The sequence below is a fragment of the Streptomyces sp. NPDC059373 genome (assembly GCF_042751495.1).
Taxonomy (GTDB): domain Bacteria; phylum Actinomycetota; class Actinomycetes; order Streptomycetales; family Streptomycetaceae; genus Actinacidiphila.
Window position 1 is genome coordinate 20,635 of the sequence record NZ_JBHYXC010000023.1, and the last position, 12,831, is coordinate 33,465.

Sequence of the window (12,831 nt, forward strand, 5' to 3'; positions counted from 1 at the left end):
GATTGCCTGCCTCACCACCCCCCCTCCGATTTGTCCCAACTCCCCCCGGCCCCGCTAAAGCGGGGGGGGCCGCCCCCCCGGGGGGGGCGCGCCCCACCGCCGGTCAGTCCGCTGTCGTGCTTACGCCGCCCGCTGCAACGGCACCCGGAACGGCCGCGACCCGGCGCCGCCCACATGCGAGAACGGCTGGGTACGCCAGTCGAGCCCGGCCGGCAGCGTCAGCAGCACCCCGAAGTCCGGCTCGTCGGCCTCGTCCGCCTCCCCGGCGGTGGGCTCGGCGTCCCGCGCGGCGCGCCCGGACCCGGGGCAGACCGTCAGGCCGAAGGGATTCCACGGCGTCGGGCACAGCGCGTGCTCCGGCAGTACGTCCTCGTCCGCGAGGAGCGCGATCGGGCGGGCACAGTCGGGGCAGGCCACCCGGTAGATCTCATAGGCCTCGTCGTCGAAACCGTCCTCGGCGTCCTCCGCCTCCGCCGTGACCAGCTCGAACGCCGGGATGCGTTCGTGTTCCTCCTCGAGCGCGGCGTCCATCCGTTCGCCACCGCGGCTGTGCCGTGCGTGAGTGCGCATAGGTGCATCTCCCCCTCAGGATGGGCGCCCTCAGTGGGGCCGGCCGGGCGCCTCGGCCTCGACCATAGCGAGCACTTCCCTTCCGCCGCCCCGGGTAATCGCGGCCACCCCTGTGAGCGAGGACGCGGGGTGTGGCCTTCGTCACACCCCGCGTCCCACAGGCCCCTGCGATCAGCCGACGTCGACCCAGTCGAGGGTGCGCTGGACGGCCTTCTTCCAGCCGGCGTAGCCGGTGGCGCGTTGTTCGTCGGTCCACTGGGGGTCCCAGCGCCGGGACTCGTTCCAGTGCTCGCGCAGTTCGTCGGTGTCGCGCCAGAAGCCGGTGGCCAGACCGGCCGCATAGGCGGCGCCCAGCGCGGTGGTCTCGGCGACGACGGGGCGGCTGACGGGGACGTTGAGGATGTCGGCCTGCGTCTGCATGCACAGCTCGTTGGCGGTGACGCCGCCGTCGACCTTGAGGACGTCCAAGTGCACGCCGGAGTCCTGTTCCATCGCCTCGACCACGTCGCGGCTCTGGTAGCAGATCGACTCCAGCGTGGCGCGGGCCAGGTGCGCGTTGGTGTGGAAGCGCGCCAGGCCGACGATGGCACCACGGGCGTCGGAACGCCAGTACGGCGCGAACAGGCCGGAGAAGGCGGGCACGAAGTAGATTCCGTCGCTGCCGTCCACGGTCCGGGCCAGTCGTTCGCTCTCCGCCGCGTCGCTGATGGTGTGCAGCTGGTCGCGCAGCCACTGCACGGCCGACCCCGTCACGGCGATGGAGCCCTCCAGGGCGTAGACGGCGGCGGCGTCGCCGAACTTGTAGGCGACGGTGGTGATGAGTCCGTGGCTGGAGTGCACGGCCTCGGTTCCGGTGTTCAGCAGCAGGAAGTTGCCGGTGCCGTAGGTGTTCTTGGCCTCGCCGACCGCGAAGCAGACCTGCCCGACGGTGGCGGCCTGCTGGTCGCCGAGGACCCCGGTGATGGGGACCGGGGTGCGCAGCGGACGGCTGGTGCGGGTGGTGCCGTATGCGTCCACATCGGAACTGGGGGTGATCCGGGGGAGCATCCGGCGGGGAATGCCGAAGATGCCGAGGAGTTCGTCGTCCCAGTCGAGGGTCTCCAGGTCCATCAGCATCGTACGGCTGGCGTTGGTGACATCCGTGGCGTGGACGCCGCCGTTGGGGCCGCCCGTGAGGTTCCACAGCACCCAGGAGTCGGTGGTGCCGAACAGGGCGTTGCCCTGCTCCGCGGCCTCGCGTACCCCGTCGACGTTCTCCAGGATCCACTTGATCTTGCCGCCGGAGAAGTACGTGGCCGGGGGCAGGCCCGCCCGTTGGCGGATCAGGTCGCCGTGGCCGTCCCGTTCCAGGGCGGAGGCGATGGTGTCGGTCCGGGTGTCCTGCCAGACGATGGCGTTGAAGTAGGGCTGGCCGGAGCGGGGGTCCCATACGACGGTCGTCTCGCGCTGGTTGGTGATGCCGATGGCGGCGAGGTCGGACGCCGAGATTCCGGCGGAGCGCACCGCGTTCTGGATGGCGACGTTGGTGCGTTCCCAGATCTCGACCGGGTCGTGCTCGACCCAACCGGGTCGTGGCAGGTACTGGGTGTGCTCCAGCTGGTGCTTGGCCACTTCGTTGCCGTCGTGGTCGAAGATCATGAATCGGCTGCTGGTGGTCCCCTGGTCCACCGCGCCTACGAAGTCCGCCATGGCTGCTGCCTCTCGTGGGAGATGGTGAGCGAGGGGGTGATGGGTGTGGCGTGGTCCGGCCGTGCGGTATCCGTGCCGGTCAGGCCTCGGAAGCCGGGACCCGTCCCGGGGGTTCGGGCTCGGCCGTGGGCAGGAACTGGCCGATGAAGAACTTGTAGATGCAGCCGCCGACTACGCCGCCGATCAGTGGGCCGGCGATCGGCACCCAGAAGTAGAGATTCCCCCATTGATCTCGCCAGGCCGTGCTGTACCCGGTGATGTAGCTGGCCAGCCGGGGCCCGAAGTCACGGGCCGGGTTGATGGCGTATCCGGCGTCGGTGCCCCAGGCCATGCCGATCGCCACCACGACCAGGCCGATGATGAACGGGGCCAGGTTGGCGCCCGGCGGGGTGTTCAGTAGGTCGGTGATGGCCAGGATCAGCATCAGCAGGATCGCCGTGCCGATCACCTGGTCGCGGAACGCGCCCCACTCGTGCACTCCGGCAGTGATCGACCCGTTGCCGGGCAGCGTGGAGAAGACGAACTGCGTCTTGATGGTGTGACCCGGGTCGGCCTTGGCCAGGACTTCGGTGTAGTTCCAGCGCACGATCAGGGCGGCGGCGAACGCGCCGGCCGTCTGGGCCAGGGCGTAGGGGACGACCTTCTTCCACGGGAAGCCCTTGAAGACCGCCAGGGTGAGGGTCACCGCCGGATTGAGGTGGGCGCCGCTCAGCCTTGCCGCCACATAGACGCCCATAGTGACACCCAGGCCCCAGGCCCAGGCGATGCTGTCGTGGTTGCCCAGCCCTCCCGGCGGGACGGTGAGGGCCCCGCCGGCGACCACCTGGGCCACGACGGCGACGCCGAACAGGATGAGGATCATCGTTCCGGCGAACTCCGCCGACAGTTCGCCGACCAGACCAAGCCGGCGTATACGTGTCGCCATTGTTCCCACTTCCTGACTGTCACGCGAGGACCGGCTCCGGCCTCTCCCGCGCCCCTCGCCGAGGGCGCGGGAGGCCATGGTGAACGGTCGCCCGCTCCGTGGACCCCGAGGTCACGCGGCGAGCACGGGGTGCAGCACCACCTTGGTGAACCCCTCGATGCGCTTGTCGAACTTCTCGTACGCCATCGGTGCCTGATCCAGTGGCAGTTCGTGGGAGACGACGAAGCTCGGCTTGGCCCGACCGGAGATGATCAGGTCGCGCAGCTGGCGGTTGTACCGCTTCACGTTGCACTGGCCGGTGCCCATGCGCTGACCCTTTTCGAACATCTTGCCGATCGAGACCAGCAGCTGTCCGTGCTTGGCGTTCTCGTCCGGTGCGCCCGGGTCGGCGGGCACGTAGAGACCCGGCACGCCGAGCATGCCGGTGGGCCGGACCGTCATGATGAGCGTGTTGAGGACGACCGCCGGCTCCTCGTGGCTGGCGTCGTGGGAGTGGGCCTGGTAGCCGACCGCGTCCACGCCCTTGTCCGTGCCCTCGCCGTCGGTCTGCTCGCGGATCTGCTCCGCCGGGTCGCCCTTGGTGAAGTCGATCGGGATGGCCCCGATCTCGTCGGCCTTGGCCAGCCGCTCCGGCACCCGGTCCACGACGAACACCTTCGACGCCCCGCGCAGCAGCGCCGAGTAGGCGGCCATCAGGCCCACCGGGCCGGCGCCGTAGACGGCCACGCTCTCGCCCGGGGACACCTGGGCCAGCTCGCAGCCGTGGTATCCGGTCGGGAAGATGTCGGCGAGCAGCACGAAGTCCGTCTCCCACTGGTCGCCCGGCGGCAGCTTCAGACAGTTGAAGTCCGCGTACGGCACGCGCAGATGCTCGGCCTGACCGCCCGTGTACGGGCCCATCGCCACATAGCCGTAGGCGCCGCCCGCGAAGCCCGGGTTCACCGTCAGGCAGAAGCCCGTGAACCCGGCGAGGCAGTTCTTGCAGAAGCCGCACGCCACGTTGAACGGCATGACGACCCGGTCACCCTTCTTGAGCGAGGACACGCCCGAGCCGGTCTCCTCGATCACGCCGAGGTTCTCGTGCCCGAACACGATCCCCGACTGGGCCGCGGTGCGGCCCTCGTACATGTGCAGATCGGATCCGCAGATCGCCGTCGACGTCACGCGTACCAACACATCGTTCGGGTGCTGGATCCGAGGGTCCTCCACCTCCTTCACGGCAACATTGAAGGGGTTTTCGTAAACGACCGCCTTCATCTCCACTCACCTCCGGTGAGGAGTGCCTCCGGCCGGCGGCGGCGCGCGGGGCCGTGAATCCTTCGGGTCGACTCCTACTCGTGACCGCCGGATATCTCCAGATAAACCCCGCACGGTCGGGACGGCAAGGCGGCAGACCGAAGTGATCGCCGCGACCGGCTCCGGCCTTCGGCCTGCCTGGACCCCGATCACCCGCCGATCCCGGATGTCCCAAGGGACCATGGACCCTGTAGGTTCTTGCGCTGTGGAGGAGCTGGACCGGCACATCGTGGAACTTCTCGTCGCTGACGGGCGCATGAGCTACACCGACCTGGGCAAGGCCACCGGCCTGTCCACCTCGGCCGTGCATCAGCGCGTGCGCCGCCTGGAACAGCGCGGGGTGATCCGCGGCTACGCCGCCATCGTCGACCCCGAGGCGGTGGGCCTGTCGCTGACGGCGTTCATCTCCGTCGCGCCCTTCGACCCCAGCGCGCCCGACGACATCGCCGAGCGCCTCGCCGAGGTCCCCGAGATCGAGGCCTGCCACAGCGTCGCCGGCGAGGAGAACTACATCCTCAAGGTCCGCGTCGCCACCCCCGGCGAACTCGAACACCTCCTCGCCAGGATCCGCACCCTCGCCGGCGTCTCCACCCGCACCACGGTCGTCCTCTCCACCCCCTACGAGGCCCGCCCGCCGCGCATCTAGTGCCCCTCCCGGCAAGCTTTGCCCTGTCGCACCGCCCAGCACGCACGCTCGCGGCGTTGGCCAAAAGCCCTGGTAGCTCTCCCCCAAGCTCTCGGCTTCGCTCGAGCAGGGGGGGACCCCCATCAAGGACTTCCGGCCGCCTTGCGATCGCATGCACCGGACGACGCTCCTTGACGGGCAAACATCGCCGGTCACGGCACTAGGCTTCGTGGGTCGGCACCACCTACGAAGTATTTCTGCGAGGCAGCACCACATGACCACCCAGGCCACCCCCGAGCGGAGCGGGACCGTGCTGTTGCGCGGCGGCTTCGTCTACAGTCCGGCCGATCCGTTCGCCACCGCGATGGTCACCGACGGCGGCACCGTCGCCTGGATCGGCTCCGAGGGCGCCGCGGACTCGTTCGCCACCGGGGTGGACGAGGTCGTGGACCTGGCCGGTGCGCTGGTCACCCCCGCGTTCGCCGACGCCCATGTCCACACCACGTCCACCGGCCTCTCCCTCGCCGGCCTGGACCTGGGCTCCGCCGCGACGCTCGCCGACGCACTCGCCCGGACCACCGCGTACGCGGCCGCCAACCCCGGCCACCGGGTCCTGCTCGGCCACGGCTGGGACGAGACCCGGTGGCCCGAGGGCCGGCCGCCGACCCGGGCCGAGCTGGATGCCGCGACGGGAGGCCGGCCGGCGTACCTGACGCGTACCGACGTGCACTCGGCGGTCGTGACCACCGCACTGCTCGACCTCGTGCCCGGCGTCCGCGGCCTGGCCGGCTTCCACGAGGAGGGCGGACCGCTCACCCGCGACGCCCACCACGCCGCACGCCGCGCCGCCCACGAGGCCGTCACGCCCGCCCAGCGCGAGGCCGCCCAGCGCGCCGCCCTGCGGCACGCCGCCTCGCTCGGCATCGGCTCCCTGCACGAGTGCGCGGGCCCCGACATCTCCTCCGAGGACGACCTGACCGGCCTGCTCGCGCTGGCCGCCGGGGAGCCGGGCCCGCGGGTCTTCGGCTACTGGGCGGAGGCCGCCGCCCACCACGCCGACCTCGACCGGATCCGCGCGCTGGGCGCCATCGGGGCCGGGGGAGACCTCTTCGTCGACGGTTCGCTCGGCTCCCACACCGCCTGCCTGCACCGGCCTTATGCCGACGCTCCCCCTGGCTTCGCCGGGGGTACCCCCACCCACACCGGCACCGGCTACCTCGACGCCGCCGCCATCGCCGACCACGTCGCCCTGTGCACCGAGGCCGGGATCCAGGCCGGCTTCCACGCCATCGGCGACGCAGCCGTCGCCGCCGTCACCGAAGGCGTACGCAAGGCCGCCGAGCGTGCCGGCCTGGAGCGCGTGCGATCCCTGCGCCACCGTGTCGAGCACGCCGAGATGATGACCCCGGACACCATCGCCGACTTCGCGGACCTCGGCCTCGTCGCCTCCGTACAGCCCGCCTTCGACGCCGCCTGGGGCGGCGAGGACGGCATGTACGCCCAGCGCCTGGGCGCCGACCGGGCCCGCACCCTCAACCCGTACGCGGCCATGACACGGGCCGGCGTGCCGCTCGCCCTCGGGTCCGACAGCCCGGTCACCCCGCTCGACCCCTGGGGCACCGTCCAGGCCGCCGCCTTCCACCGCACCCCCGCCCACCGCATCTCCGTACGCGCCGCCTTCACCGCGCACACCCGGGGCGGCTGGCGTGCCGCAGGACGCGACGACGCGGGGGTCCTGGTGCCCGGCGCCCCCGCCGACTACGCGGTCTGGCGTACCGGCGACCTCGTCGTCCAGGTCCCCGACGAGCGGGTCTCCAACTGGTCCACCGACCCGCGTTCCGGCACCCCCGGCCTGCCCGATCTGACCCCCGGGACCGCGCTGCCCACCGCGCTGCGCACCGTCGTCGCCGGACAGACGGTCTTCGCACGGCCGAACGAGTGACGCCGGGCTCCGGCATGCGGCCGAACGGTGTCCCATGTGCCGTCCAAAGCGACCTCGGCAGCCCCGCACTGACCTGCTGATTTGAGTAAAAGGCCCAGGTCAAACCGGTGTTGACAGCCGACGGTCGGGGGCGAGTAGGTTCGGCCGGGTCCACCGCAGGACGTCCGACCGGGGATCCTCCGCAAACCGCCGACCGCCGCTGGGCCGTGGGGCCGCGCCACACGGGCGTGCCTCCACTGGCAGCCAGGTCCAGTGTTCGCGGCGCGGGGCGCGGCTCGCCTCACGGCGAGGTGCCGCCGGCCGGCAGGTGTGACCCGGGGAGGGACCCGGCGCCCAGTAGACAACGGCCTTGTCGCCGGCCCGCAGCCAGCGGGTCCCAGGTCGGCCCGAAGGGCGTTCCGGGCCCCTCTCCGCAGATCCTCCCGGTGAGGGGAGCCGGAAGAGCCCACCGCCGGCCCGCGCATACCCCCATTCGATGTACGGTCACCTACACAGTCACCACCTGCAAGGAAGGCCGCGACCGTGCGCGTGCGCCCCGAAACCGCGCCGGCCCCCGCCGGCCCGGCGACCGATACGCCTCCCTCCGGAGAGCCGGAGCCGGCACCCCACCGCCCGGGCCGGCTCCGCCGAGCCCGCGAGGCCGCCCGCCGCGCAGCCCCCCGCTCCGCCGTCGCCGCCGTGCTGGGCCTCGCGCTGGCCGCCGCCTTCCCTCCGTACGACGTGTGGCCGCTGTCGCTGGTCGCGGTCGCCGGGCTCGCCCTCCTGGTGCGGGGCCGCACCGCCCGCCAGGGCGCCTGGACCGGCTTCGCGTTCGGCTTCCCGTTCTTCGTGTGGCTGCTGCAGTGGCTCCATGTCGTCGGCTGGGACGCCGTGGTGGGCCTGTCGGCCATCGAGGCGCTGTTCATCGCCGCGCTGGGCGCGGGCCTCGCGGTCACCTCGCGACTGCCGGCCTGGCCGCTGTGGGGCGCCTGTCTGTGGGTCGCCGAGGAACTGGTCCGTGACCGGCAGCCGTTCGGCGGCTTCCCCTGGGGCCGGCTGGCCTTCGCCAACACCGGTTCGCCTTTCACCCCGCTCGCCGCGCTCGGTGGCGCCCCGCTGGTGACCTTCGGCGTCGCCCTCTCGGGCGGCCTGCTGGCGGCGGCCGCCCTGGCCGCGTACCGGCTCCGCGGCAACCCCCGCACCGTCCGCGCCGCGCTCCCGGCCGTTGGGTCCGCGGCCCTCGCCGGAGCGGTCCTGGCCTCCGGCTACGGCGTCCCGGTGCCCACGAACGCCGACGACACTGTCCAGGTGGCCATCGTCCAGGGCAATGTCCAGCAGCCCGGCATGCACTTCCTGGGCCGCCCGCGGAAGATCCTCCAGAACCACGTCCAGGCGACCCTCAAACTGGCCGCCGACGTCAAGGCGGGCAAGGTCGCCAAGCCCGACCTGGTGATCTGGCCGGAGAACTCCTCCGACCTCGACCCGTTCAACGACCCCCAGACGTACGCCGACATCACCGAGGCCGTCCAGGCCGTGGGCGTGCCCATCCTCGTCGGCGCGCTCGTCGACGGCCCTGACGCGAACCACGTCCAGAACGAGGGCATCGTCTGGGACCCGGTGACCGGCCCGGGCGCCTCGTACACCAAGCAACACCCCGTGCCCTTCGGCGAGTACGTGCCGTACCGCACGGAGCTGACGAAGGTCATCAAGCGGCTCGACCAGATCCAGCGCGACTTCTACCCCGGCAAGACCACCGGCGTCCTCAACATCGGCGGGGCGAAGCTCGGCGACGTGATCTGCTTCGAGGTCGCCTACGACGAGATCGTCCACGACACCGTCAAGGCCGGCGCCCGCGCCCTGGTCGTGCAGACCAACAACGCCACCTACGGCCGCACCGGGCAGCCCGAGCAGCAGCTGGCCATGTCCAGGCTGCGGGCCATCGAGCACGGCCGCGCCGTCGTCACCGCCGCCACCAGTGGCATCAGCGCCGTGGTCTCGCCGGACGGCACGATCGAACAGCGCACCAAAGAGTTCACCCAGGACGTTCTCAGCGCGAAACTGCCCCTGCGTGACCAGATCACGGTCGCCGACCGAGTCGGTGCCATTCCCGAATGGACCCTCGCTATGGTGGGTCTCCTGTCCTGCGCCGGAGCCTTCGCGCTCGGCAGGCGGGGACGTACGAACGCGAAGGGGCAGCAGCAGTGAGCGATGACGGGCAGCGGAGTTTCAGCCCGCTCGGCAAGGTGTTGGTCATCATCCCGACCTACAACGAGGCCGACAACATCCAGCCGATCGTCGCCCGGGTCCGCTCGGCCGTGCCCGACGCGGACATCCTGGTCGCCGACGACAACAGCCCGGACGGCACCGGCAAGCTCGTCGACGAGCTCGCGGCCACCGACGAAGCGGTGCACGTCCTGCACCGCAAGGGCAAGGAAGGCCTCGGCGCCGCCTACCTCGCCGGCTTCCGCTGGGGCATCGACCACGGCTACGGCGTGCTGGTCGAGATGGACGCCGACGGCTCCCACCAGCCCGAGGAACTGCCCCGGCTGCTCACCGCCCTCAAGGGCGCCGACGTCGTCCTCGGCTCCCGCTGGATCCCCGGCGGCCGGGTGGTCAACTGGCCCAAGTCACGCGAGATCCTCTCGCGCGGCGGCAGTACCTACTCCCGCCTCCTCCTCGACGTGCCGATCCGCGACGTCACCGGCGGCTACCGCGCCTTCCGCAAGGAGACCCTGGAGGGCCTCGGCATCGAGGCGGTGGCCTCGGCGGGCTACTGCTTCCAGGTCGATCTGGCCTGGCGCGCGGTCAAGGCCGGCTTCCACGTCGTGGAGGTGCCGATCACCTTCGTGGAGCGCGAGCGCGGCGACAGCAAGATGAGTCGCAGCATCGTCCTCGAGGCGTTCTGGCGGGTCGGAGCCTGGGGGATCGCCTCCCGGGTCGGCAAGCTGGGCAGGGCCGTCAACCGGCGTTCCTGAGGGCCAGGCACAATTGATCGTATGACGACTTCCGCCCCGCCCCCGCAGGCTCCCCAGCAGCGGCGGTCCCGCGCTCGTACGATCCTGCCGCTGGCCGTGGCCGCCTGGGCCGTGCTGGAGATCTGGCTGCTGACCGTCGTGGCCCGCGCCGCCGGAGGCTTCACGGTCCTGCTGCTGCTCGTCGCGGGATTCGTCCTCGGTGCGATGGCGGTCAAGCGCGCGGGGCGCAGCGCGTGGCGGAGCCTGGCCGAGTCCGTGCAGCCGGGGGCCGGGACCGGGCCGGCGGAGAACGGGGACCGCGAGAAGGGCGGTCAGGGTGCCGGTCTGGCGATGCTCGGCGGTCTGCTGCTGATGGTGCCCGGCTTCGTCTCCGACGCCGTCGGCCTGCTGTGCCTCTTCCCGCCGACCCGGGCGCTGCTGCGCAAGGCCGGCGCCCGCGCCCTGGACCGCCGTAGCGCCGCCTATGACCCCGGGTCGCTCGGTGATCTCTTCCAGCAGGCGCGTACGGCGGACGAGCAGCTGCGGATGCACCGCCCCGACGGCAAGATCATCCAGGGCGAGGTCGTCGAGCGGGGCGGGGACGTCTCCGGGAACGACGAAAACCCCGGGTCGCGGCGCTGATCCAGCGCCCCGTCCCGGGGTGCAGAGCGATACAGGGCCCGCCCCTCACGGGCCCGTACCTCACCTCACGTCAAGCGGTCTTGCGGTTGTCGCGCGGATGCACCGCGATGTTCATGGCCCCGGAGCGCAGGACAGCGAGGCGCTCGGCCAGCACTTCCTCCAGCTCCTCGAGCGTACGGCGCTCCATGAGCATGTCCCAGTGTGTGCGCGCGGGCTTGGTCTCTTTCTTCTCCGGGCCCTCTCCGTCCACCAGCAGAGCGGTCTGACCGCAAGCGCGGCACTCCCACTCCGGCGGAATCTCGGCCTCAACCGAGAACGGCATCTCAAATCGATGTCCGTTTCGGCATGCGTACTCAACGGTCTGGCGCGGTGCCAGATCGATGCCGCGGTCGGTCTCGTAGCTCGTCGCCCCGAGTCGCGTGCCGCGGAGAGCTCGCTCACTCATGAATCGTGCCTCCCGGGCTTTGTCGCCCACAGGACAGGTGTCGCTGTCGTCGTCATCCGGTCAACGTCCGGTCGGCGGTGAAGATTCCCGTTTCGGGTCATGCGCCCGCCCGTCGCCCACCACCACCCTTGTCAGGAGGCGCTGGTGCGCCGCGCTTTTCCTTCCGTCGTGCCGCCCCTTTTCGTACCCATCGGCGCCCGTTTTGTCACATCTAACGAGAGATGTCACCCTGCGCTTTCCTGTCCTTGACGCGCAGTAACGGTCCATCCGGCGAGCCAACGGCGTACACTACCGCCCCGCGGCCCGCGCGGCTAAATCGTCTCGGGGACCGGATTCCCCGCGGCCGCCACCGCCCGTCGCACCGGCACCCTCGCCAGCAGGACGAAACCGATCGCGAAGAACGCCACCAACGAGATGATCGCCTCCCGGTAGCTACCAGTCAGCTGGTACGTCAGCCCGAAGAGCAGCGGTCCCAGCCAACTCGTGCCCCGATCGCTCACCTCGTACACCGAGTAGTACTCGGCTTCCTTGCCGCGCGGCACCATGTGCGAGAACAGCGACCGCGAGAGCGCCTGGCTGCCGCCCAGCACCATCCCGATCGCCGCCGCCAGAACAAAGAACCACACCGGCTCACCCGCCGGCAGGAAGTACCCGGCCCCGATCGTCACCGTCCACGCCGCCAGCGACCCGAGGACGGTCCGCCGCGCCCCGTACCGCGCGGCCAGCCTGCCCAGCAGCAGCGCGCCCGCCACCGCCAGCACCTGGACCAGCAAAATGGCCGCGATCAGCGTCGACTGGCCCAGGCCCAGCTCCTCCGAGCCGTACAGCGAGGCCTGCGAGATCACCGTCTGAACGCCGTCGTTGTAGACCAGGTACGCCAGCAGGAAACTCAGCGTCAGTGGATACCGGCGCATGTCCCGTACCGTCGCTGCGAGCTGCCGGAAGCCCTGGCCCAGCGAGCCCCCCTCCCCGGCACCGGCGGACGGCGAGGGCACCCCGCGCTCGCGCAGCCGCAGCAGCGGAATGATCGTGAAGGCGCCCCACCACAGCCCTGCGGAGGCCAGGCAGAGCCGTACCGCCACCCCCTCCGACATCCCGAAGTCGTCGTGCTGAAGGAACAGCACCAGATTGGCCACCAGTACCAGCGACCCGCCCGCGTAGCCGAAGGCCCAGCCGCGTGAGGAGACCGCGTCCCGCTTGTCCGGCTCGGCGATCTGTGGCAGGAACGAGTTGTAGATCACCACCGACGCCGCGTAGGCGACGTTCGCCGTGACCAGCAGCGCCCCGCCCAGCAGATACCGGTCCCCGGACAGGAAGAACATCCCCATCGTCGCCCCGGCCCCGATGTACGCGAAGACGCCCATCAGCGGCTTCTTGCGACCCGTACGGTCCGCCACCGCCCCGGCCAGCGGCATCACGAAGACGGACAGCAGTACGGAGGCGGAGATCGCGTACGCGAAGTACGACCCGGCCCGGACGGGTATGCCCAGGGGGTGGACATAGCCGTCGGCGTCGGCCGCGGCCTTGGCGACGGTGGTCAGATACGGCCCCAGGAAGACCGTGATCACGCTGGCGGAGAAGACCGAGTTCGCCCAGTCGTAGAAGTACCAGCCGCGCTGTTCCCGCCGCCGCTCGCGGGCATCGGCGACGGTCGGAGCCGCTTCCTCGGTGCCGGCTCTGTCCCGCGCCTCGCTCGTGTCCACCCGTTGCCACCCCGCCGTCACGCGTGCCGATGTGACCGGCCATGATGCCACCGATTACCCG

11 protein-coding genes are annotated in these 12,831 nt (G+C 71.1%); 5 read left to right on the forward strand and 6 right to left on the reverse strand.

Translation table 11 applies throughout. The annotated features are described in order from the left end of the window. Positions 1–120: 120 nt before the first annotated feature. The 4 genes from ACFXJ5_RS26565 to ACFXJ5_RS26580 all read right to left on the reverse strand — a co-directional run bounded on the left by ACFXJ5_RS26565 (position 121) and on the right by ACFXJ5_RS26580 (position 4,441). Positions 121–570, reverse strand: coding sequence for a hypothetical protein (locus ACFXJ5_RS26565; RefSeq protein ID WP_384635954.1), 450 nt, complete (start codon positions 568–570; stop codon positions 121–123). Between the two features lie 171 nt (positions 571–741). Beyond that, positions 742–2,259, reverse strand: a complete 1,518-nt coding sequence (gene glpK, locus ACFXJ5_RS26570; RefSeq protein ID WP_384635956.1) for a glycerol kinase GlpK — start codon at positions 2,257–2,259, stop codon at positions 742–744. A gap of 79 nt (positions 2,260–2,338) precedes the next feature. Next, positions 2,339–3,184, reverse strand: coding sequence for an MIP/aquaporin family protein (locus ACFXJ5_RS26575; protein WP_384635959.1), 846 nt, complete (start codon positions 3,182–3,184; stop codon positions 2,339–2,341). A 111-nt stretch (positions 3,185–3,295) separates the two neighbouring features. Then, entirely contained in the window at positions 3,296–4,441 is a 1,146-nt protein-coding gene (locus tag ACFXJ5_RS26580) for a glutathione-independent formaldehyde dehydrogenase (protein WP_384635962.1), read from the reverse strand. 244 nt (positions 4,442–4,685) lie between these two features. Between ACFXJ5_RS26580 and ACFXJ5_RS26585 the strand changes: the two genes are divergently transcribed. The 5 genes from ACFXJ5_RS26585 to fxsA all read left to right on the forward strand — a co-directional run bounded on the left by ACFXJ5_RS26585 (position 4,686) and on the right by fxsA (position 10,622). Beyond that, positions 4,686–5,126, forward strand: a complete 441-nt coding sequence (locus ACFXJ5_RS26585; RefSeq protein ID WP_206305702.1) for an Lrp/AsnC family transcriptional regulator — start codon at positions 4,686–4,688, stop codon at positions 5,124–5,126. A gap of 253 nt (positions 5,127–5,379) precedes the next feature. Next, the gene (locus tag ACFXJ5_RS26590; protein ID WP_384635966.1) at positions 5,380–7,047 is read left to right on the forward strand and encodes an amidohydrolase; all 1,668 of its coding nucleotides are present in this window, start codon (positions 5,380–5,382) and stop codon (positions 7,045–7,047) included. A gap of 528 nt (positions 7,048–7,575) precedes the next feature. Next, positions 7,576–9,231: an apolipoprotein N-acyltransferase gene (gene lnt / locus ACFXJ5_RS26595; protein WP_384636235.1), complete on the forward strand. Its 1,656-nt coding sequence runs from the start codon at positions 7,576–7,578 to the stop codon at positions 9,229–9,231. Next, the gene (locus ACFXJ5_RS26600; RefSeq protein ID WP_384635969.1) at positions 9,228–10,001 is read left to right on the forward strand and encodes a polyprenol monophosphomannose synthase; all 774 of its coding nucleotides are present in this window, start codon (positions 9,228–9,230) and stop codon (positions 9,999–10,001) included. The genes lnt and ACFXJ5_RS26600 overlap by 4 nt, the downstream gene beginning before the upstream one ends. Before the next feature lie 21 nt (positions 10,002–10,022). Beyond that, a complete protein-coding gene (gene fxsA, locus ACFXJ5_RS26605; protein ID WP_384635971.1) occupies positions 10,023–10,622 on the forward strand; it encodes an FxsA family membrane protein in 600 nt (199 codons plus the stop codon). A 70-nt stretch (positions 10,623–10,692) separates the two neighbouring features. Here fxsA and ACFXJ5_RS26610 read toward each other — a convergent pair whose 3' ends face one another. Beyond that, a complete protein-coding gene (locus ACFXJ5_RS26610) occupies positions 10,693–11,067 on the reverse strand; it encodes an RNA polymerase-binding protein RbpA (protein WP_127359507.1) in 375 nt (124 codons plus the stop codon). A 311-nt stretch (positions 11,068–11,378) separates the two neighbouring features. Further along, positions 11,379–12,770 carry an MFS transporter gene (locus tag ACFXJ5_RS26615; RefSeq protein WP_384635974.1) on the reverse strand — a complete coding sequence of 464 codons (1,392 nt, stop codon included), beginning with the start codon at positions 12,768–12,770 and terminating at the stop codon, positions 11,379–11,381. Between the last annotated feature and the right edge of the window lie 61 nt (positions 12,771–12,831).